Origin of the sequence: Shewanella sp. 3_MG-2023, assembly GCF_030548765.1 — a bacterium.
GTDB lineage: Bacteria > Pseudomonadota > Gammaproteobacteria > Enterobacterales > Shewanellaceae > Shewanella.
This window is the reverse complement of sequence record NZ_JAUOSH010000017.1, coordinates 1-20,402: the sequence shown is the minus strand read 5'-3', so window position 1 is coordinate 20,402 and position 20,402 is coordinate 1. Positions and strand designations below refer to the sequence as shown.

Genomic DNA, 20,402 nt, shown 5'->3' with positions numbered 1-20,402 from the left:
AACCCAACAAGGCGCTTTAAGCGCCTTGTTTTGGTTTGGCCTTAGTGATGCAAATAGGTTTACAGCGTGAGTGTTTACGCGACAATGAGCAGTAAGAGAAGTGATTATGAATTACCATCAGTATTTTCCTATCGATGTGATCAACGGCCCAGGTACCCGCGCGACCTTGTTTGTTTCAGGTTGTGAGCATCAATGCCGTGGTTGTTATAATCAGTCTACTTGGGATCCTCGTTCAGGCCATGAATTTAGCCAAATGATGGAAGATCAAATTATTGCTGATTTAAATGATACTCGTATTAAGCGCCGTGGTTTATCACTTTCTGGTGGCGACCCATTATTCCCAGCTAATCTCGACAGCATTTTGTCTTTGGTTAAACGGGTAAAACAACAATGCCCAGATAAAGACATTTGGCTATGGAGTGGCTACAAGCTCGATCAAATGTCCCTCAAACAACTGCAAGTATTAGACTATGTAGATGTGTTAGTGGATGGCAAGTTCGAGCAAGATTTAGCGGATCCCAGTTTGAAGTGGCGTGGTAGCAGTAATCAAATTATTCATGATTTAGTTCAAATAGATTAACCATAAGCTGCTGTGGATAATGTGTTTCGTCTAACGAACTGTTATACTTCGCCTCCGTAAACGTGTTGGATTGATACAAGTGCTGTGTTTGAGCATGTTATTGTGTCAGTGGCACAATGTTGAAATTTAAGGTAACACAATGAATTTAAAAGAAGAACTGCAAGCATTAAACGATAAAGCAGAAAAGTTTCGCCGTAAACTTGCTGCTGCACAAGCCCGTGAAGATAAAGCGGTTATCATGCAGTTTAAAAAAGAGATCGCGACAGTAACAAAACGTATTGCAAGTTTGAAAAATCAGCAATCACGTCAATTAAACAAAGCCGGTAAAGATGTAAAAGAACTAAAATTTAGTCGTGTGCTGACCAAAGCGGAACAAGCAGACATGGGTAAATTAAAAAAATCAGTTAAAGGATTAGTTGTTGTACATCCAATGACTGCGCTTGGCCGCGAAATGAATATTAAAGCAGTAACTGGTTTTGCCCCAGCAAAATTCTAATCCAGTTTATCCCTATTAGTTATGACGTAAGTCAGTTGCATGGATGATGAGACTCATAAATTGAGCGTTGTCTGAAAGGTTGGTCAATGTCGATTAAATATATCGCCACTTCTAAGTTACCTACGCCTTGGGGCGTATTTGCAATGCATGGTTTTGAAGATACCGAAACCGGTAAAGAACATGTTGCGCTAACGTTTGGTGAGCTAAATGCTAATGAGCCAATGTTAGGTCGTATTCACTCTGAATGTTTAACCGGTGATGCCTTGTTTAGTTTGCGTTGTGATTGTGGTTTTCAGCTGCAAACTGCAATGCAAAATATTGCTGAATTAGGCCAAGGTTTTATTCTTTATTTAAGACAAGAAGGCCGTGGCATTGGTTTACTGAATAAAATCCGAGCCTACGAACTGCAAGATCAAGGTGCCAATACTGTTGAAGCTAACGAACGTTTAGGTTTTGAAGCTGATATGCGTAAGTACGATATGATTGAACCTATGTTGGCTCAAATTGGTGTTAGCAAAGTGAAGTTAATGACCAATAATCCACGTAAAGTGAAGGCCATGCAGGCAGTTGGCATTGAAGTGAGCGAAAGAGTTCCATTGCAAGTGGGCAAAAACCGTTACAATGAAGCATATTTAAAAACCAAATCAACCGAGTTAGGTCATATGATGACAGAACACCATTTTATTGATGACAATAAATAACAGTTGACGAAATAGCGTAGATTAAATCATGTTACTGAGTTGGTTTACTGGTTTTAAAGCAAATCAATTTCCATTATATAAAAGCGCTGTAATAGCTATTGCAGCGCTTTTTGTTGTTCAACCTTGTCAGGCTCAATTTGATGCTGACAACCCCGATCTTTCCCATTATGCTTTTGCAAATTATATTGGCAGCGGGATTTATCGCGCTTCTGGCCAGAGCGCTGCAGTGGCCAATATTCCTTTCGCATTTGATATTGAACAGGCCGATGATCACCTGCTGACCCTAAGGTTGCCAGTTTCATTGGGCTTTTTTAATTACTCTTTTAGTGACTTGCCAGAAGGTGAACTACCCGATGGTGTCGGCACTATGACCATAACCCCAGGGATTGAGTACAAATGGTTTTATGACGAGCAGCTCACCCTAGAAACCTATTTAGATTTGGGCTACGGGCATAACTTTTCAAATTCCAGTAATGTGGGGATTTTCTCTACTGGTTTTTCAGCGTTATATGAATTGGCACAACCCAAATATAATCCGGTGTGGGTTAACCGAATTTATTATGCTGGCTATAAAAGCAGTATCAATGACAGCTCTGATGGCTATTCTGTATTGCAATCTGGCATTGATTTTGGCTTAAATCAACGCTGGGATTGGGGTGAGTATACCGTTGAGCCACGCTTGTTTGTAGCGGGGCGCTGGTATTTCGATAAACTTAAGTTTGTTACCCCAGTGCAAGAAAATGTGCTTACGCAATATTCCTATGAAGTGGGAGTGACATTAGCCTTGTCTAAGCCGTTAGGTTGGGGATGGTTCAGTACAGACCGATTTGGTATGAGTTATCAAACTGATGGGGAGTTACAGGTGTGGCGATTAATTTTTGAATTCCCTATGTAGTTTCATCGGTTACAAAAAAGCCTGATGGTTTAACTAAACTATCAGGCTTTTTTGTACTATTTACCGAATAAACAGGTAGTTAGAGGTTTGTTTCAGACCGCTTGTTTATCAATGGTGTTTATTTGCCCCAAATATCAGCATTAACACCTGCAGTGCATTTATTATTTTGCGCTTTGGACACAGGTTTGGCACCCGAGCCTTGATGAGCCTTTGTCGTTGATTTTGTTGCATCATAAACTTTAGGAGCAGGCAAAGGCAGCTTGTTGGTTTTTAGCCATAAGTATTCAACTTTATCACGGGCCCATTCGGTTTTTCTTAAAAACTTGAGGCTGGATTTAACACTTGGATTATCTTGAAAACAGCGAATATTAATGCGGCTGCCTAATTCTTCCCAGCCATACTTTTCCACTAATTCAGTGACAATAGTTTCTAATTTAATTCCATGAAGAGGATTGTTTGCTTGAGTCATGTACGCAGCTTAATTTACCAATTTGCCGACATTATAACATTGGCTTGCTGATGACGTTAGTGCTGAAATGTTTCAGTGCTAAGTTAACCACACTGAAACTTCAGCATATCAGACCTAAAACTCGAAGCTATTATCTGGTGGAATGGCAAAAAGCTCTTCGGCTATGGCGCGAATTTCTACTGCTGCTTTACCTTCAGGGTCAATCTCAAGCACTGACGAGCCACTTTCTTCGCTGTCATCATAAATATTACGATTGAAGGTAATGGCATTTAGCGCTTTTAAGCCAAATGATTGCACTACTTCCTTGGCCTCTAAAATACGCTTAAATTGCGATGGCAGAGCAGGGCATTGACTGACGACTATTGCAGCCACCATTTTGGGGTTGACCATTTTACAGGTGCTTAGCATGTCCTCCATGTGTGGAAGCGTTTTTAAATCACGTCTTTTGGGCCTAAGCGGAATGAGTACGTAAGTGGCGACTGACATCGCTGCGCGCATGGCAAGGTTATCTTGACCACCGCAATCGACAATAACGTATTCAAAGCGCTCATTAAGACTAAGTAAGTCATTACGGATTTTGCCGTATAATTGAATGCAATTAATGGGTTTTAAACTGGGGTGTTCATTTCTGGCTTGGATCCAATCTGAGGTGGTTTTTTGCGGGTCACAATCAACCATCAATACACTGGCATTGAAGGTTTCGGTTACATATACAGCGAGGTTTTGCGCTAAACAACTTTTGCCACTACCACCTTTTTCGCCGCCGACTAATATAATCATAGTATCACCTTAATGTTAAAGATATTGCACTGCTTTAAGCATTTAAAGCAACTGCATGGCAATATGATAACTCTGTGGATTTGACTCAAGGCAACGACATACTTGGCCTTTGATGGTATTTTGTTTGTCAGTGTTATGGTTGAAGGTGACTGCGATTAAGTCGCCTAAGGCAAACGGCGCTTTATAGTCGATTAAAATTCCTTTACGGGCTAAATCGATACAAATGCCAGCATCTTCCTGGGGCTGGCCATTAGCGTCAATCCAATGCAATAAAACTCGCTCGGCTTCCATATCGACTCTTAAAGAAGCTCTTTTTTCTTCAAACCCTATAGGCTCATTTGACATAACCTTATCGCTCCCTGTTTGCTTAATCCATCATAAGTATTAGTCATTATTAGTGATAGTAATCAACATCGTTAAAAAAAGCGATAAGTAAGTCACTTATCGCTTTATTTGTTGATATAAATTAACAAAGGTGTCTACTCTGTGAGCTTAGTCGAAATCTTTGCTTTTAGGGTAGGGCAGTTTCAGTTGTCCCCAGCGAATGACAATGACCGTGGCTGCTAGCACAATCGTTGAAACAGAAATCGCCAGTATGCGCCAGTCATCCATATCTTTCATATCAAGAATTAAGTAACGGGCCAGTGCCACAATAGCAATATATAGTGGCATGCGGATAGGTAGCTTACCTGACTCGAGGTAATTGACCACCATGGCTAAGACTTCAAGATAAATGAAGAGTAGTAGCAAATCGGCAAGTTCTACGGTTCTAATATCGAACATATGCATCACCTCTTCGCCAATGGCAAAGACGGTCGCAAGAGAAATAATGAAAAGAACGATATGTTCGACGCCTTTAAGGCTTTTAACACCTATTTGGCGGAGTATAGGGAGTGGCATGATTATTACATCTCTTATTATAAATTTGATTGATAATTCAGTATATTCTGCTAGATGGAATAATACTGAGTGATCTAGTTCAAATAATATAAATTTATCCCAATATCATCACTATTTAGCAGTGCCATTGAAGGCTAAAGAACTGCAGATACAAAAAAGCCGCCATAAAAGGCGGCTTTTGGCGTTAATTGAAATTAGCGTTTTAAGCCTTCATTTAATAAAGGACGCATAATTTTAACTAACTCGGAAGTCACTTTAGGAGAACCTGCAACAATATTACCTGAAGTCATATAGTTATGGTTTCCGGTAAAGTCAGCTACAGTACCGCCAGCTTCACGACAGATTAAGTCGCCTGCTGCGATGTCCCAAGGCTTAAGACCGATTTCAAAGAAACCGTCAAAACGACCCGCGGCAACATAGGCTAAATCAAGTGCTGCTGAACCGGTGCGACGAATGTCTGCACATACAGGGAATACTTCACCTAAGATGTTTAGGTAAGATTCAGTGTGTTGGCGAGCTTTGAACGGGAAACCAGTACCAATAATGGTGCCATCAAGTGTTTTAACATTAGTTACACGTAGACGGAAGTCATTAACTTTAGCGCCTTTACCACGAACGGCAGAGAACAGTTCTTCGCGTACAGGATCGTAAACAACGGCAACTTCAATTTTGCCTTTGTATTGAACAGCGATAGAAACTGCGAAATGAGGGATACCACGAACGAAGTTGTTGGTACCATCCAAAGGATCAACTATCCACACATAATCTTTATTGGTGCCACGGTTTTCACCGTTTTCTTCGCCAACAATCGTATGATCTGGGTAAGATTTACGAATTTGGTATGTAATGGTAGATTCAGCTTCCTTGTCTACACTCGTAACAAAGTCATTTAGACCTTTTGAATCAATCTCAACATTGTCGAGTTCAGTGTAGGCGCGCATAATAGTTTGGCCCGCAGCGCGTGCAGCGCGCGTGGCAATAGTCAGCATCGGATGCATAGCAATCCCCTGGATGTTAAAGAACGAATAAATCAGCGGCATATTATACGCTTTTTGACAGTTATATCAAATGCAGATTTTCATATAACGAATTAATTGCTGCTTGTGTTACTATTCCAAAATAGTTTTTTAAAGAATAAAGTAGTTTCATGCTGAGTAATATACGCGTTGTTTTAGTGGGTACATCACACCCTGGTAATATTGGTTCTACAGCAAGAGCCATGAAAACCATGGGGTTATCAAATTTATATTTGGCTGAACCAAGAGTTGAGCCTGATGGGCAATCTATTGCACTTGCTGCTGGCGCAGCAGATTTAATCCGAGATATCACTATTGTTGATTCTTTAACGGATGCAATCAAAGACTGTAGCTTAGTCATTGCAACCAGTGCCAGAAGTCGTACTTTAGATTGGCCAATGCTAGTGCCAAAAGAAGCAGGTGAAAAACTTGCTCTTGAAGGGATAAAAGGGCCTGTAGCGATTGTCTTTGGTCGTGAGAACCACGGGTTAAGCAATGAGGAATTACAAGAGTGTCATTATCATGTAGCCATACCTGCAAATCCAGAATATAGCTCATTGAACTTGGCGCAAGCGGTACAAATCATTTGTTATGAAACCCGCATGGCCCACCTTGCGTTAGATGAAAAAGCAACGGTTGAAGAAGAATACCCGTTAGCAGAAGACTTACAGCGTTTTTATGTACACCTTGAGTCAACACTAACAAAAACTAACTTCATTATTAAGAATCATCCAGGGCAGATTATGACCAAACTTAAACGTTTATTCGCCCGTGCAAGGGTTGAAACTGCGGAGATGAATATTCTGCGCGGTATATTGACTTCAATCGATAAAAAAGTCGCGAAATCAGACGAGAACAAAGATTCATAACGTTAACGTATTAAGGATTGTTATATGGGCGTGATTGCGCGACTAAAAGAAGATATTGAATCTATATATCACCGCGATCCCGCGGCGAACAGTAGTTTCGAAATATTAATGAACTACCCTGGTATGCAGGCAATTTGGATCCATCGCATCAGTAACAAGCTTTGGAATGCAAATTGGCGTCTGCTATCTCGATGTTTGTCTACTTTTTCGCGTTGGTTAACAGGGGTCGAAATTCATCCTGGTGCGACTATTGGCCGTCGATTCTTTATCGATCATGGTATGGGCGTTGTGATTGGTGAAACAGCCGAAATTGGTGATGATTGTACGCTTTATCATGGCGTTACCTTAGGTGGCACAACATGGCAAGCGGGAAAACGTCACCCAACACTGCAAAATAATGTGGTGGTTGGTGCTGGGGCACAAATTCTGGGGCCTATTACGATGCATGATGGCGCAAGAGTTGGCTCAAATTCAGTAGTGGTTAAAGATGTTGCTAAAGACACTACTGTAGTGGGTATACCTGGCCGTGTGGTATCAAGTCCTTCAGCGCAATCGAAAGAACAAACTGAGCGTAGAAGCGCCATGGCGAAAAAATACGGCTTTGATGCCTATGCAGTGTCGCCAGACAACCCAGATCCTGTTGCCAGTGCCATTGGGCAAATGCTTGATCATATGCATTTAATGGACTCTAAAGTACAAGAGATTTGCCAAGCGGTGCAAACCATGGGCGGTGAAGTCTGTACTGAAAAGCTACCAGAGTTGAATGTTGACGACTTTACTGAAGCTGAACAAGAAGCGGCTGAAAAACGTACTCAAGAAATTGATAAGTTTGACCCGATTATATAATCAGTAGACTTGAAAATGACACAATCGACACCCACTTATCTGGGTGTCGATTTTTTATTTCTGTACTGCAAATTTTAACAACTGAAGCATTTTTGTAAAAGTAGGACGAATTTATCACAAATTAGGGCTTTTAATGGCTCGCTGGCATTGAATCTTGCACTATAAAAAGGTTAAATAGCCCTGCAAATTTTAAGACCTAAATTGTTAGATGTGAACGAGAGATAATACTTGAGTAAATTACTTGGTTAAATACTTGACTAAAATACTCGGGTATGGTGAAATTGCTCTATGGTTTATGGGAGCAAATAACGTTATGAAACTGACATCAAAAGGTCGCTACGCAGTGACAGCTATGCTGGACGTTGCAATTCACTCAGCTACCGGGCCAGTTCCCTTAGCGGATATTTCTGAGAGACAGGGGATATCGCTTTCCTATCTTGAGCAACTTTTCGCCAAGCTTCGTAAACATGGTCTTGTATCAAGCGTGCGTGGTCCTGGTGGCGGTTATCGCCTAGGCCAAGAAGCCAATGATATCTCTGTAGGCATGGTTGTCCATGCTGTTGACGAGTCTGTCGATGCGACTCGTTGTCAGGGAAAAGGGAACTGCCAAAGTGGCACCCGCTGTCTAACCCATTCGCTATGGGGTGACTTAAGTAAACAAATTTCAGATTTCTTAGATGGCATTACACTTGCTGGATTGATGCACAAACGAGATGTTCAATTTATCTCACTAAAGCAAGATGAAATGCAGAATGAACATAGAGTTAGTTTATAATTTCCTGTTCATATATTGATAACTATTTATATGTACGTTGTTAGTAGCCTCCTTTGGGCTACTCAGTACGGAGTGTATGATGAAGCTTCCTATCTATTTAGACTATGCCGCAACAACCCCTGTCGACAAACGCGTTGCCGACAAGATGGTGCAATTTATGACAATGGACGGTGTGTTTGGTAACCCAGCATCTCGTTCTCATCGTTATGGTTGGCAAGCCGAAGAAGCAGTTGATATTGCTCGTAACCAAGTAGCAGATTTAATCAACGCTGATCACCGTGAAATTGTATTTACATCTGGTGCGACTGAATCAAGTAACCTTGCCATTAAAGGTATTGCGCATTTCTATCACAAGAAAGGCAAGCACATCATCACTAGCAAGACAGAACATAAAGCAACGTTAGATGTATGTCGTCAGCTTGAACGTGAAGGCTTTGAGGTCACTTACCTTGAACCAAGTGCAAACGGTTTAATTGCATTGTCAGTGATTGAAGCTGCCATGCGTGAAGACACTATTTTAGTGAGCATCATGCATGTAAACAATGAAATTGGTGTGATTCAAGACATCGAAGCCATTGGCGAATTATGTCGCTCAAAAGGTATTTTCTTCCATATGGATGCAGCACAAAGTGCTGGTAAATTACCGATTGATGTACAAGCAATTAAAGTTGATTTGATTTCAATTTCTGGCCATAAAATGTATGGGCCTAAAGGCGTAGGTGCATTATATGTGCGCCGTAAGCCTCGTATCCGTTTAGAGTCACAAATGCATGGTGGCGGACATGAACGTGGTATGCGTAGTGGTACATTAGCGACACATCAACTTGTTGGTTTAGGCGAAGCAGCCGCGATTGCTAAGCAAGATATGATTGAAGACAGTGCCCGTATCCTTCGTCTACGTGACAAGTTATGGAATGGCATTAAACATATTGAAGAAACTTATATTAATGGTGACATGCAGCAACGTTATTGCGGCATTTTCAACGTCAGCTTCAACTTTGTTGAAGGCGAGTCATTAATGATGGCGCTTAAAGATTTAGCGGTTTCATCAGGGTCTGCATGTACTTCAGCAAGCCTAGAACCAAGTTACGTATTACGTGCACTAGGCTTAAATGATGAAATGGCACATAGCTCAATTCGCTTCTCAATCGGTCGTTTTACCACTGATGAAGAAATCGAGCATGCAATTAAAGTAATTGATGAATCTATCGGTAAATTACGTGAAATGTCTCCATTATGGGAGATGTTCAAAGATGGTATCGACCTTGATCAAGTTCAATGGGCACATCACTAATACATTATTATCGATAGCGATAAACGGAGCAGAATTGTTATGGCTTACAGCGAAAAAGTAATCGAACATTATGAAAATCCACGTAACGTTGGTTCATTTGATAAAAATGATCCATCAGTGGTAACCGGAATGGTAGGTGCACCCGCATGTGGTGATGTAATGAAATTACAACTTAAAATAGGCGAGAATGGCATCATTGAAGATGCTAAATTCAAAACTTATGGTTGTGGTAGTGCCATTGCATCAAGCTCATTAGTAACAGAATGGGTTAAAGGCAAAACTGTTGAAGAAGCCGCTACGATTAAAAATGCAGACATTGCAGAAGAGTTAGCGCTTCCACCAGTTAAAATCCATTGCTCAATTTTAGCTGAAGATGCTATTAAAGCAGCGTTGGATGAGTACAAATCAAAGCAAGATAAGTAATACCTGGAGTTAAGATGGCAATTACAATGACCCCAGCTGCGGCTGATAGAGTTAAATCTTTTCTAGTAAATCGTGGGAAAGGTTTAGGTTTACGCCTTGGGTTAAGAACATCTGGTTGTTCAGGTATGGCTTATGTCATCGAGTTTGTCGATGAAATTAATGACGACGATGAAGTTTATGACATCGAAGGCGTAAATATCATCATAGATGCCAAAAGCTTTATTTATCTGCAAGGTATAGAGTTAGATTTTGTTAAAGAAGGCCTAAACGAAGGTTTTCAATTTAACAACCCTAATGCCAAAGGTGAATGTGGTTGTGGTGAAAGTTTCACTGTTTAGTTAATCTATACTATGAAGCTTGTATCGCAAATCACCAATCAAAGAGCATGATATCTGCCAATGAATTATTTTGAGTTATTTCAATTTTCACCTTCCTTTGATATCGATATCGCCCAACTTGCAGAACGCTACCGCGAACTGCAACGGGCGGTTCATCCCGATAAATTCGCTAATGGATCTGAGCAACAAAAATTATTATCCGTGCAGCGTACTGCACAAGTTAATGATGGTTATCAGACTCTCAAGAATCCGCTCAGACGTGCCGAACACATATTGAGCCTTCGTGGTATTGATATAAGCCATGAAACCACCACAGTTAAAGACACTGCATTTTTAATGCAGCAGATGGAATGGCGTGAAGCATTAGAAGATATCGAGCACAGCCAGCAACCCGACGACTTAATCAGTGACTTATTTGACTCTTTTGCTGATTTTGAAAAGTCACTCTCGCAAAGCCTTGCTATTTTACTGGTTAAAGACACCGATAATGATAATTTATTAGCGGCAGATCAGATCAGAAAGCTAAAATTTATGGCAAAATTGCAAGATGAACTCGCTAAAATTGAAGATTCATTACTAGACTAATGGATTGGTAAACTTAATGCTCTGTTTTTAACAGAGCATTTTGTTTTGATTTAATCGATGAATGTTCACTAATAAACTATTGGATTACTATGGCCCTTTTTCAAATCGCTGAGCCCGGTCAAAGCGCCGCGCCCCATCAGCATCGTCTCGCTGTTGGTATCGACTTAGGTACCACAAACTCTTTAGTAGCGGCTGTTAGAAGTGGCGAAGCATCAACATTAGTTGATGATAACGGACAGCATTCTCTTCCTTCTGTGGTCCATTATAATGCCGAATCTATTGATGTTGGTGTTAATGCGCAAGCACAATCTGCCCAAGATCCTAAAAATACCATTGTTTCAGTAAAACGTTTTATGGGTAGAAGCCTTGCTGATATTCAAGCAAAAGAGCAACAGTTACCCTACGACTTTAGCTCAAGTGACAATGGCTTACCGATTTTTAATACTGCTTTTGGTGCTGTTAACCCCGTGCAAGTCTCGGCTGAAATTTTAAAGCCTCTTATTGCTCGCGCCGAGTTGACATTAGGTGGCAATCTTGAAGGTGTGGTGATTACCGTACCGGCTTATTTTGATGATGCCCAGCGTCAAGGCACTAAAGATGCAGCAGAGCTATTAGGTGTTAAAGTATTACGTTTACTCAATGAGCCAACGGCAGCAGCAATTGCCTATGGTTTAGATTCAAAACAAGAAGGTGTGATTGCCATTTACGACTTAGGTGGCGGCACATTTGATATTTCAATACTGCGCCTAAATCGCGGCGTGTTTGAAGTATTAGCCACTGGTGGTGACTCTGCGTTAGGTGGTGATGACTTTGACCATTTATTGCAAGCACATCTACAGCAAGCTTTTGGTTTAACTGATTTGTCTGCCACGCTTTCACGTCAATTATTGATTGAATCGAGAAGAGTTAAAGAGCACTTAACCACATCTGAGAGCTGCATAGCATCGATTACGTTAGATAATGCTGAGCGCGTAGAAACACAAGTGACTAAAGCTGATTTTGAAACATTGATCAGTTCACTGGTGAAAAAAACCATTGCCAGTTGTCGCCGCACGTTACGTGATGCCGATGTCAGTACTGATGAGATTATCGAAACTGTAATGGTTGGTGGTTCAACTCGCGTGCCTTTAGTACGTGAACAAGTTGAAAATTTCTTTAAGAAAACCCCGTTAACCTCAATCGATCCTGATCGCGTGGTTGCCATTGGCGCTGCGATCCAGGCTGACATTTTGGTGGGTAACAAACCAGAATCTGACTTATTATTACTTGATGTTATTCCATTGTCTTTGGGTATCGAAACTATGGGTGGGCTGATTGAAAAAGTCGTCACCCGTAACACCACCATTCCAGTGGCGCGAGCTCAAGAGTTTACCACCTTTAAAGATGGTCAAACGGCGATGGCATTTCATGTGGTGCAGGGCGAGCGTGAAATGGTTGACGATTGTCGCTCATTAGCGCGCTTTACCTTAAATGGTATTCCAGCACTTGCAGCCGGCGCTGCGCATATTCGCGTGACCTTCCAAGTGGATGCAGATGGTTTACTTAGCGTAACCGCTATGGAAAAATCAACCGAAGTGAAGACCACGATTCAGGTTAAACCTTCATTTGGTTTATCTGACTCTGAAATAGCGACTATGCTGAAAGATTCAATGAAGCATGCTAAAGATGACATTAGCCGTCGTATGCTAGCTGAGCAGCAAGTTGAAGCGTCTCGAGTAGTGGAAACACTAACCGCAGCATTAGCAAAAGATGCGGACTTATTAAATGAGCAAGAGCGCAGTGCTATTTATAGCGCCATTGAACAGTTACAAGTGACCGCTCAAAGCGATGATACTGACGCGATTGAAAAAGCGATTGAAGCGTTAGATGCACAAACCCAAGAGTTTGCTAATCGTCGTATGGATAATTCAATTCGAACAGCACTGAAAGGCCAGTCTGTCGATAATATATAGGTGAACAAATGCCGCAGTTAGTATTTTTACCCCATGAAGAGCTGTGTCCTGATGGAGCAGTTCTTGAAGCAGAAATAGGCGAAACGATTTTAGACGTTGCTTTAAAAAATGGCATTCATATTGAACATGCTTGTGAAAAGTCATGTGCCTGTACCACTTGTCATTGTATCGTCCGTGAAGGCTTTGATGAGCTAGAAGAAAGTGATGAATTGGAAGATGACATGCTAGATAAAGCTTGGGGTTTAGAGCCTGAAAGTCGTCTAGCTTGTCAGGCTAAAGTGGTTGATACCGATATGGTTATCGAAATACCTAAATATACTATTAATATGGTCAGTGAAGGCTAGTTTACTTCACTAGTACTGACTGCTTTTTAGCTAATAACAGTTTATAGCGTTATTTCAAAGCAGCGGTTCTATGTCTCGACATAGCCGCTGCTTTTTTGCAGCCTGCTTAGGCTAACACGATTATGCGCTATTAATCATTAACGACAATTTTGCTTTATTCTTCGCCTATAAGCTGTCCATATTGAGCCAAGATGATTTTATACATCAGTAGGCTACGCTCGTTGCAAGATCCTTGAGCCCCTTTGAGGCTATGCTGCAGAAATATTAAACGGCTTATTATTAAGAGGTTACTCACGAGCATGCGTTTTATCACAATTTTACTATTACCTTGGTCACATGGTTAAATTTTTATAATGTGACGCCGATAACACTATGCATTACAGGCTAAATTACGTATAATCCGCGCGAATTTTAAAATATATTTGTTATTTAAAGGAAGCTCACAATGGCGATCGAACGCACTTTTTCAATTATTAAACCAGATGCAGTTGCTAAAAACCACATCGGTGCTATCTACAACCGTTTTGAAACTGCTGGTCTTAAGATCATCGCTTCTAAAATGGTGCACCTTACTAAAGAGCAAGCAGAAGGTTTCTACGCTGAACATAGCGAGCGTCCTTTTTTCGGTGCTTTAGTTGCATTCATGACTTCTGGTCCTATCATGGTTCAAACGCTTGAAGGTGAAAACGCTGTTCTAGCTCACCGTGAAATCTTAGGTGCGACTAACCCAGCTGAAGCTGCTGAAGGCACTATCCGTGCAGATTTCGCAGAAAGCATCGATGAGAACGCTGCTCACGGTTCTGATTCTGTAGCATCTGCTGAACGTGAAGTTGCTTACTTCTTCAGTGCAGAAGAGTTGTGTGCACGCACACGCTAAATTCTACATTGATTTTAAAAAGGAGCCTTATGGCTCCTTTTTTATGCCTGTCTATCCAGCAACGTAGAGATGCCCTTATTTCTGACTTACCCAAGCTTGTTGCTTACTTCGTAATTATCACCCCAGCCATAACAACTCAGTAAAATTACTCTTCTATAAAACCCCATTCTAACTTTTACTTCATCGTCTCAAGCCCCAGGCCCGAAGTTCCAAGTTCCAAGTTCCAAGTCCAAAGTCCAGTTCGAACTATCAAGATTAAGCTAGATATATTTCACTATCGCCAAGTGAAAAGTCATACAAAATTGAAACCAAACGCACTTTTGACTGAAGAGATTGAACTAAAATGCTATCTAAATGTTAATTTTAAAGGGCGACTTAATAATGAAATAAAATTAAACTATAATAAATAAAGGTTACTTAGGTTAATGGTTTGTTATAAGTGTTGATTTATATGATCTTGGTGTTACTTTTAATTGGTGTTTAATCTATTTATTTAAGCTGAGCTGTTCGTTTATCGAACCTTTTTAATGTTACCGATTACATCCTGGTAACATTAGTATCGGTTGGCGGTAACATTGTTTGTTTTTTTAAACATAAGGCGTTGTAAATAAAAGGTTTACTTATTATGTAATTATTACTTACTTGTTTTGTATATAGATGCTCAAGTGGTTGTTTATTTATTTGTAAAAGATGTTGACTAATTCGTTTTTATTTAACAATATTGCTCTTAGTTAATAAAATCTATTAACCTAAAGAATAAAAAATATAACGTTATGGCTTTATTTGGAACATAACGAAGGGAGTATAATAATGAGTTCATTATCTTTAACTGCTAAGGCTATACGCCGTGGTTTATTAACTGTAGCTGCAACTGCAGTTGCAACAACTTCAACTTTTTCTGTTAGCGCTGCAGAAGAAGCTCAAGTTGAAAAAGTAGAGCGTATTGCCGTTACTGGTTCTCGCATTAAACGTACCGATATGGAATCGGCTAGTCCGTTAACCGTTATTGACGCATCAGCAATTATTGCTTCTGGTGCCACTTCTATTGATGACGTGTTACAAAAAATGACCTCTTCTGGCGGCGCAATGACTAACGCAGCCGTGAACAATGGCTCAGGCGGTAACTCACGTGTTAACTTACGTGGTTTAGGCTCTAACCGTACCTTAGTTCTTGTTAACGGCCGTCGTATGATTGCATCTGGAACAGGTGCTGCATCTTCAGTTGATTTAAACACTATCCCTGTTTCAATGATCCAACGTGTTGAAGTACTTAAAGATGGCGCATCAGCTGTTTACGGTACTGACGCCATTGCTGGTGTTGTCAACGTTATTCTTAAACGTGATTTTGATGGTTTTGAGTTAAATGCTCAGACTGGTATCTCTGGTCAAGGCGATGCTGATGAGTCAAGCATTGACTTCACTATGGGTAATACTTTCGATAAAGGTAACATTGTAATCAACGCGCAGTACACTAAGCGTGGCGATGCAAGTCAAGCCGATCGTGACTTCTCTGATTGTCCTATCACCGAAACCACTGATGGTAGTGCAGTTTACTGTGGTGGTAGTTCTTATGCTCAAGGCGGCCACATTTGGGGTAACCAAAACCACGACATGACTAAGACAAATGTCGATGATGACGGTAATCTAATTACAGGTCGTGGAGATTCTGGTTTTTACGGCAGCTATGTCCAACGTCTTAATGATGATGGCTCTGTATGGATGGACGATGATGGAAAAGATCAAACTGTTTTTCAAACATGGAATAGCATAACGGATTCAAGTTCACAATATTATGATTCTGGCGTAGATGATACCTGGGGTAGTCGTAAAATTGCAGATCTTAGTGGTCGTGGTGGCGAGTATCATGACTTTGAGAATGAAGATAAATATAATTACTCAAAAGACAGTTTCTTATCGACACCAATGGAACGCCTAAATTTAAGTATGTCTGGTACTTACGAGCTTTCAGATAACATTTTGTTCTTTACTGAAGCGATGTACTCAAAGCGTTGGTCAGAACAGCAAATGGCACCTCAGCCAATTTGGAATGCTTCAGCATGGACTTATGATTCAAGCTGGATGAACCCTGAGTTGATAGGTCTTCTTCAAGAAGGTGAAGCAGCTGATTACGGTCGTCGTATGGTAGAGTCTGGCTCACGTGATTTCTCTCAAGTTGTCGATACCGTTAGGTTAGTTGTCGGCCTTGAAGGTGAGTTTGACAATGGTTGGACTTGGGATGCTTCTTACAATAAAGGTAAGAATGATTCAGTTGATACCTTAGCAAATTTACACAACATTGGTTCAATCAACGATGCTGTTATAGAAGGCAACTTTGACCCGTTCCTACAGTCTTCATGGGAAGGTGAAAGCATTGCTCCGTTCATTTACACTGAAGTCAATTCTGGTGGCAGCGAGTTAGATATTGCAGCTGCATCAATTGCTGGCGATATTGTTGATTTACCCGCCGGTACTATGGGCTTTGCTGCGGGTTATGAATTCCGTAAAGAATCTGCTCACTACACGCCTGATTCATTAACTGCTCAAGGTTTAGCGAACGACCCACGTGTTGAAGCTACGGCCGGTTCATTCGATGTTAATGAAATTTACGCTGAATTAGCTATCCCATTATTAAGTGAGCTTCCATTCGCTGAGCAAGTAGATTTAAGTGCCGCTATCCGTTACTTCGATTACAGTACTTTTGGTTCTGACAATACTTGGAAGCTGGGTTTAACTTGGCGTTTATTTGATGACTTAATGCTTCGTGGTGTGCAATCTACAGCATTCCGTGCACCAACAGTTGATGAGTTATATGGCGGTAAGTCACCATCATTCGATGCAATTAAGCATGATGCTACTGAACAGGATCAGGCTGAAGTGACCGTAGGTGGTAACCCACTTCTAACACCTGAAGAAGCAGATATCACCACTGTTGGTTTAGTGTATTCTCCTAGCTTTGTTGACGGTTTATCACTAACAGTTGATTACTACGATATTCAAATCAGCAACACGATTACTTCAGTTGATTCTAACTACGTTGCTAACCAGTGTTTAGATGCTAATAAAAATACCATCAACAATGACACAGCATTATGTCAATCAGCTAATATCTCAATTGATGGCACGGGTCGCATTAAGTTTGACAATGGTTTACAAAACATCGGTGAAACAAACACAGCTGGTTACGATATCAATATTGCTTATACCTTCGATGCACTTGGTTTAGATTGGAGAGCTGGTCTTGATACTTCTATCCTAGATACTTACGAAGAATTTGACCAAGACGGTAATGCTGTTGATTATAAAGGCTTCATTACAGGTGGTGTTGGCGCATACGCTGAATTGAAAACTAACTTCAACATAAAAGCTTCTGGCGATGATTGGTCAGCTACATACGAAGCACGTTACATTGATGGTATGGATTCATTTGCCTGTAAAGATGACCCAGCTGATTGTTATGCACCGTCTGTTGATTCAATCGTTTATCACGATATCTCAGCATCATACGATGTGACTAACAATGTTAGATTATCTGGTGGCGTGAACAATTTACTAGATGAAGAGCCACCTTACTATAGTGGTAATAATGACTCTAATACCGATCCTTATACTTATGATGTACTAGGTCGTTATTTCTTCGTTAGAGCAAGCGTAAAGTTCTAAGCTAGCTGCTATCGTTATTAAGATAATTTATTTCTCTTAATTAAAAACCCCATCCATTAATTTGGTTGGGGTTTTGTTTTTTCTATCGATTACTTGCTATTTCTATGATTTTTTATACGTTTTAACTCTGTACTTTTTGGTTGATAATGATAATTCAGCTTAGCTATACCCGTCGGTGCTGAATATGAAATGATTAACTTCAAGCAAAAGTCTGAACCAAAATTTGCTTCTGGAGTTATCACCGGAGGTGATGATATGAATCCTGAGCGTGGTCACACCGTAGCCAATACCGAGATTCAATTAGGCCTACCTGCAAATGTAGATGTTTTCATGGCTGATCGTTATGGAAAGTACGAGCAATCAAGTGCCTTAACTGACAATAGTAATACAGGCCAATTAATGACTTAATTTAAGTTCATGGCGATGTTGCTGATGGTATTTTTCTGCACAATGAGCACAGCGCTGCTCTGTGGGGTCGGCGGCCAACCGCTCCGCTTCAATGTCAGACTCGCAGTCAGAACATAAACCATAGAGGCCAAGTTCAAGCTGGCAAAGAGCGGCATCAAGACGGGTTAGTTGTCCAAATAGAGGGGTGTCAGTTAATCGCTGCTCACTCATGAGTTCAATCAACTCGGTCAAACTCATATTAAATTGAACTTGAGCAGAAGGCTGAGTTTGTTGGTTTAATTGATGTACAAGTTCATATTTTAACTGTGCTTCTCGTTGCAATAATATTTGTTGTACGTCTTGAGTGTTCACAAGATCACCTAATTAGTTTGTTCATTTCACTGGTTATCCAGTCTACCGTTAATCAATATGCTTACTATGATGGAGATCAATTGAGAGTTAATTTAGGATTTCAGTATTAGGCTTTATTTATATAGTGTGAACTAAGTAGGTAACTAAACGCGCAAAATCTTATATTTTGTGCTGTAAATTAAGCAAGATAGCGAAGGGGATAGCTCAATGATGGTCTGTATCGGGGCAAATTGCTGACTCAAAAAGAATTATGCAGTTTGTTTAACCGAAAACCCATCACAGAAATGAGTTCTCAGTTAATGAAAGCTGTTAATGCTAAAAAGACTGCTTAAGTTAGCCGTTAGTCGCTAACTGTTGTTCATGGGCTTTTTCTAAAATGGCAATGATACCTTCAGCCGTTTTAAGCACTCTGAGCTCTCTGAATAACACATCAGCTTCAGGGTACTGTTTATTCAAATAAGTAAACCATTGCTTTACTCGGGCAGGGTAATAATCAATTTTCTTGTTAACCAACTGCTTTTGGGTGTAGTTCAGTAACAAATTTAGCGTTTGTGACCAAGTGTAAGGCGCTTCAACGCCTTTTATGGTGGCAGCAAGGTTTGGCAGAGACATTGCCCCGCGCCCCAGCATTATGCTGTCACAGCCTGTAACTGCCATACAGCGCTTAGCATCATCACTATTCCAAATCTCACCGTTAGCAATAATAGGGATAGGTAAACGCTCACGCACCTCGGTTATGTATTCCCAATAAGCAGGCGGCTTGTAACCGTCAGTCTTACTGCGAGCATGAATAGCAAGCTCGGTAGCACCCGCTTCATACACAGCGATAGCGTTTTCCATAAATAATGATTTATCTTCGTAACCGAGACGGATTTTAGCAGTAACAGGTTGATCTGCTGGTACTGCATCACGCATTGCTTTGACTATATCGTGAATCTTATCCGGGTATTGCAGTAATACTGCGCCGCCATTACTGCGGTTAACCATTTTAGCAGGGCAGCCAAAGTTAGCATCAACACCGCGTGAGCCTAGCTCGACGGCGCGCTGGGCGTTTTCTGCCATCACTTGCGGATGTTGCCCTAATAATTGAATTCTTACCGGGGTGCCTGATGCGGTCAAGCCGCCATTACGCAGCTCAGGGCATAATTTATGATAAACCTTCTCAGGAAGTAACTGATTAATCACCCGCACAAATTCGGTTACCACCAAATCATAAGGGTTGATTTCAGATAAAATTTCTCGCATCAAATCATCAATGACGCCTTCCATCGGAGCTAAGACTACGTGCACAGTACTACCTGGTTAACTATAAAAGGAGCGCTATTCTAGCGAGTTTAATTTTTTATACAAATTCATTTCAAGTATTTGAATTCACTGTTATCTGCTGCAACTGCATATTTAATCTTTTATATCAAGTTGATAGATGAATATTTTGTCCTATCCTTAATCATTAGAGAACTTCTCTAGCAATATTTTTAATAAAAAATGATGATTTAGATCAATTAATGTGAAATAAAAGTAGCAGGTTGTAGGTCTATTCATCTGTAAGCCAGCACTGTTTGTTGTTGGTCATCATTATTAAGTTTGAATTTAAGGAAATTATTATGAACTCAGTAAAGCAAACAACAGTCGCATTGGCATTAGGTGCAGTCGTATTAACCGCTGGCGTATCTACGTCTGTAGAGGCTAATCCATTTGGTTTTGAGCAAATGAATTCAGGTTATCAGTTAGATGGCGGCGATAAAAAAGCTAAAGAAGGCAAGTGTGGTGAAGGTAAATGCGGCGGCGATATGAAAAAAGCCAAAGAAGGCAAATGCGGTGAAGGTAAATGCGGCGGCGATAT

Annotated in this window: 23 protein-coding genes and 1 pseudogene; 17 read left to right on the top strand and 7 right to left on the bottom strand. The window is 40.7% G+C overall.

Annotation, left to right across the window (positions count from 1 at the left end):
* The first annotated feature begins 106 nt into the window (after positions 1-106).
* The 4 genes from nrdG (at position 107) to Q4591_RS11140 (ending at position 2,672) form a co-directional block, all read left to right on the top strand.
* Complete coding sequence (nrdG, locus tag Q4591_RS11155; protein WP_102440400.1) at positions 107-580, top strand: anaerobic ribonucleoside-triphosphate reductase-activating protein; 474 nt, start codon at positions 107-109, stop codon at positions 578-580.
* Positions 581-719: 139 nt separating this feature from the next.
* On the top strand, positions 720-1,076 hold the full coding sequence (locus tag Q4591_RS11150; protein ID WP_076540062.1) for a YibL family ribosome-associated protein: 357 nt from the start codon (positions 720-722) through the stop codon (positions 1,074-1,076).
* Between the two features lie 86 nt (positions 1,077-1,162).
* Complete coding sequence (gene ribA / locus Q4591_RS11145) at positions 1,163-1,777, top strand: GTP cyclohydrolase II (RefSeq protein WP_076540064.1); 615 nt, start codon at positions 1,163-1,165, stop codon at positions 1,775-1,777.
* A gap of 28 nt (positions 1,778-1,805) precedes the next feature.
* Positions 1,806-2,672, top strand: a complete 867-nt coding sequence (locus tag Q4591_RS11140; RefSeq protein WP_102476085.1) for a hypothetical protein — start codon at positions 1,806-1,808, stop codon at positions 2,670-2,672.
* Positions 2,673-2,790: 118 nt separating this feature from the next.
* Here Q4591_RS11140 and Q4591_RS11135 read toward each other — a convergent pair whose 3' ends face one another.
* From Q4591_RS11135 to suhB, 5 genes are all read right to left on the bottom strand, one after another.
* Positions 2,791-3,141 (bottom strand): VF530 family protein, encoded by a 351-nt coding sequence (locus Q4591_RS11135; RefSeq protein ID WP_303461079.1) that lies wholly within the window; start codon positions 3,139-3,141, stop codon positions 2,791-2,793.
* A 114-nt stretch (positions 3,142-3,255) separates the two neighbouring features.
* Complete coding sequence (locus tag Q4591_RS11130) at positions 3,256-3,921, bottom strand: AAA family ATPase (RefSeq protein WP_102440397.1); 666 nt, start codon at positions 3,919-3,921, stop codon at positions 3,256-3,258.
* A 42-nt stretch (positions 3,922-3,963) separates the two neighbouring features.
* The gene (locus tag Q4591_RS11125; RefSeq protein WP_102440396.1) at positions 3,964-4,266 is read right to left on the bottom strand and encodes a PilZ domain-containing protein; all 303 of its coding nucleotides are present in this window, start codon (positions 4,264-4,266) and stop codon (positions 3,964-3,966) included.
* A gap of 147 nt (positions 4,267-4,413) precedes the next feature.
* A complete protein-coding gene (locus Q4591_RS11120) occupies positions 4,414-4,821 on the bottom strand; it encodes a phosphate-starvation-inducible protein PsiE (RefSeq protein WP_076540074.1) in 408 nt (135 codons plus the stop codon).
* A 194-nt stretch (positions 4,822-5,015) separates the two neighbouring features.
* Complete coding sequence (gene suhB / locus Q4591_RS11115; protein ID WP_076542340.1) at positions 5,016-5,819, bottom strand: inositol-1-monophosphatase; 804 nt, start codon at positions 5,817-5,819, stop codon at positions 5,016-5,018.
* A 149-nt stretch (positions 5,820-5,968) separates the two neighbouring features.
* Here suhB and trmJ point away from each other — a divergent pair, with 149 nt between their 5' ends.
* The 12 genes from trmJ to Q4591_RS11055 all read left to right on the top strand — a co-directional run bounded on the left by trmJ (position 5,969) and on the right by Q4591_RS11055 (position 18,208).
* Positions 5,969-6,706, top strand: coding sequence for a tRNA (cytosine(32)/uridine(32)-2'-O)-methyltransferase TrmJ (gene trmJ / locus Q4591_RS11110; RefSeq protein ID WP_102440394.1), 738 nt, complete (start codon positions 5,969-5,971; stop codon positions 6,704-6,706).
* A 24-nt stretch (positions 6,707-6,730) separates the two neighbouring features.
* On the top strand, positions 6,731-7,552 hold the full coding sequence (gene cysE, locus Q4591_RS11105) for a serine O-acetyltransferase (RefSeq protein ID WP_102476087.1): 822 nt from the start codon (positions 6,731-6,733) through the stop codon (positions 7,550-7,552).
* A 313-nt stretch (positions 7,553-7,865) separates the two neighbouring features.
* Complete coding sequence (iscR, locus tag Q4591_RS11100; protein ID WP_076542338.1) at positions 7,866-8,327, top strand: Fe-S cluster assembly transcriptional regulator IscR; 462 nt, start codon at positions 7,866-7,868, stop codon at positions 8,325-8,327.
* A 79-nt stretch (positions 8,328-8,406) separates the two neighbouring features.
* The gene (locus tag Q4591_RS11095; protein ID WP_102440392.1) at positions 8,407-9,621 is read left to right on the top strand and encodes an IscS subfamily cysteine desulfurase; all 1,215 of its coding nucleotides are present in this window, start codon (positions 8,407-8,409) and stop codon (positions 9,619-9,621) included.
* 39 nt (positions 9,622-9,660) lie between these two features.
* On the top strand, positions 9,661-10,044 hold the full coding sequence (iscU, locus tag Q4591_RS11090) for a Fe-S cluster assembly scaffold IscU (protein WP_076542320.1): 384 nt from the start codon (positions 9,661-9,663) through the stop codon (positions 10,042-10,044).
* A 14-nt stretch (positions 10,045-10,058) separates the two neighbouring features.
* Positions 10,059-10,382 carry an iron-sulfur cluster assembly protein IscA gene (gene iscA, locus Q4591_RS11085; RefSeq protein ID WP_102440391.1) on the top strand — a complete coding sequence of 108 codons (324 nt, stop codon included), beginning with the start codon at positions 10,059-10,061 and terminating at the stop codon, positions 10,380-10,382.
* Between the two features lie 60 nt (positions 10,383-10,442).
* A complete protein-coding gene (gene hscB, locus Q4591_RS11080; protein ID WP_102440390.1) occupies positions 10,443-10,967 on the top strand; it encodes a co-chaperone HscB in 525 nt (174 codons plus the stop codon).
* A gap of 89 nt (positions 10,968-11,056) precedes the next feature.
* Positions 11,057-12,919, top strand: a complete 1,863-nt coding sequence (gene hscA, locus Q4591_RS11075; protein ID WP_102440389.1) for a Fe-S protein assembly chaperone HscA — start codon at positions 11,057-11,059, stop codon at positions 12,917-12,919.
* Positions 12,920-12,927: 8 nt separating this feature from the next.
* Positions 12,928-13,263, top strand: coding sequence for an ISC system 2Fe-2S type ferredoxin (fdx, locus tag Q4591_RS11070; protein WP_076542310.1), 336 nt, complete (start codon positions 12,928-12,930; stop codon positions 13,261-13,263).
* A gap of 445 nt (positions 13,264-13,708) precedes the next feature.
* A complete protein-coding gene (ndk, locus tag Q4591_RS11065; RefSeq protein WP_102440383.1) occupies positions 13,709-14,140 on the top strand; it encodes a nucleoside-diphosphate kinase in 432 nt (143 codons plus the stop codon).
* 810 nt (positions 14,141-14,950) lie between these two features.
* The gene (locus Q4591_RS11060; RefSeq protein WP_303461076.1) at positions 14,951-17,800 is read left to right on the top strand and encodes a TonB-dependent receptor; all 2,850 of its coding nucleotides are present in this window, start codon (positions 14,951-14,953) and stop codon (positions 17,798-17,800) included.
* Positions 17,801-17,989: 189 nt separating this feature from the next.
* The gene (locus Q4591_RS11055; RefSeq protein WP_303461074.1) at positions 17,990-18,208 is read left to right on the top strand and encodes a hypothetical protein; all 219 of its coding nucleotides are present in this window, start codon (positions 17,990-17,992) and stop codon (positions 18,206-18,208) included.
* Here the strand turns inward: Q4591_RS11055 and Q4591_RS11050 are convergent.
* Both Q4591_RS11050 and Q4591_RS11045 read right to left on the bottom strand, forming a co-directional pair.
* Positions 18,197-18,559, bottom strand: coding sequence for a TraR/DksA C4-type zinc finger protein (locus tag Q4591_RS11050; protein ID WP_241904123.1), 363 nt, complete (start codon positions 18,557-18,559; stop codon positions 18,197-18,199). The genes Q4591_RS11055 and Q4591_RS11050 overlap by 12 nt on opposite strands.
* Before the next feature lie 333 nt (positions 18,560-18,892).
* Positions 18,893-19,849 carry a tRNA-dihydrouridine synthase gene (locus Q4591_RS11045; RefSeq protein ID WP_102519480.1) on the bottom strand — a complete coding sequence of 319 codons (957 nt, stop codon included), beginning with the start codon at positions 19,847-19,849 and terminating at the stop codon, positions 18,893-18,895.
* Positions 19,850-20,163: 314 nt separating this feature from the next.
* On the opposite strand from Q4591_RS11045, the pseudogene Q4591_RS11040 reads away from it, so the two are divergent.
* Positions 20,164-20,402: pseudogene (locus Q4591_RS11040) on the top strand (hypothetical protein); the annotation flags it as partial.

Coding starts and splice junctions, on each gene's coding strand:
- nrdG (WP_102440400.1), top strand. CDS start 107: ATGAATTACCATCAGTATTTTCCTATCGATGTGATCAACGGCCCAGGT.
- Q4591_RS11150 (WP_076540062.1), top strand. CDS start 720: ATGAATTTAAAAGAAGAACTGCAAGCATTAAACGATAAAGCAGAAAAG.
- ribA (WP_076540064.1), top strand. CDS start 1,163: ATGTCGATTAAATATATCGCCACTTCTAAGTTACCTACGCCTTGGGGC.
- Q4591_RS11140 (WP_102476085.1), top strand. CDS start 1,806: ATGTTACTGAGTTGGTTTACTGGTTTTAAAGCAAATCAATTTCCATTA.
- Q4591_RS11135 (WP_303461079.1), bottom strand. CDS start 3,141: ATGACTCAAGCAAACAATCCTCTTCATGGAATTAAATTAGAAACTATT.
- Q4591_RS11130 (WP_102440397.1), bottom strand. CDS start 3,921: ATGATTATATTAGTCGGCGGCGAAAAAGGTGGTAGTGGCAAAAGTTGT.
- Q4591_RS11125 (WP_102440396.1), bottom strand. CDS start 4,266: ATGTCAAATGAGCCTATAGGGTTTGAAGAAAAAAGAGCTTCTTTAAGA.
- Q4591_RS11120 (WP_076540074.1), bottom strand. CDS start 4,821: ATGCCACTCCCTATACTCCGCCAAATAGGTGTTAAAAGCCTTAAAGGC.
- suhB (WP_076542340.1), bottom strand. CDS start 5,819: ATGCATCCGATGCTGACTATTGCCACGCGCGCTGCACGCGCTGCGGGC.
- trmJ (WP_102440394.1), top strand. CDS start 5,969: ATGCTGAGTAATATACGCGTTGTTTTAGTGGGTACATCACACCCTGGT.
- cysE (WP_102476087.1), top strand. CDS start 6,731: ATGGGCGTGATTGCGCGACTAAAAGAAGATATTGAATCTATATATCAC.
- iscR (WP_076542338.1), top strand. CDS start 7,866: ATGAAACTGACATCAAAAGGTCGCTACGCAGTGACAGCTATGCTGGAC.
- Q4591_RS11095 (WP_102440392.1), top strand. CDS start 8,407: ATGAAGCTTCCTATCTATTTAGACTATGCCGCAACAACCCCTGTCGAC.
- iscU (WP_076542320.1), top strand. CDS start 9,661: ATGGCTTACAGCGAAAAAGTAATCGAACATTATGAAAATCCACGTAAC.
- iscA (WP_102440391.1), top strand. CDS start 10,059: ATGGCAATTACAATGACCCCAGCTGCGGCTGATAGAGTTAAATCTTTT.
- hscB (WP_102440390.1), top strand. CDS start 10,443: ATGAATTATTTTGAGTTATTTCAATTTTCACCTTCCTTTGATATCGAT.
- hscA (WP_102440389.1), top strand. CDS start 11,057: ATGGCCCTTTTTCAAATCGCTGAGCCCGGTCAAAGCGCCGCGCCCCAT.
- fdx (WP_076542310.1), top strand. CDS start 12,928: ATGCCGCAGTTAGTATTTTTACCCCATGAAGAGCTGTGTCCTGATGGA.
- ndk (WP_102440383.1), top strand. CDS start 13,709: ATGGCGATCGAACGCACTTTTTCAATTATTAAACCAGATGCAGTTGCT.
- Q4591_RS11060 (WP_303461076.1), top strand. CDS start 14,951: ATGAGTTCATTATCTTTAACTGCTAAGGCTATACGCCGTGGTTTATTA.
- Q4591_RS11055 (WP_303461074.1), top strand. CDS start 17,990: ATGATTAACTTCAAGCAAAAGTCTGAACCAAAATTTGCTTCTGGAGTT.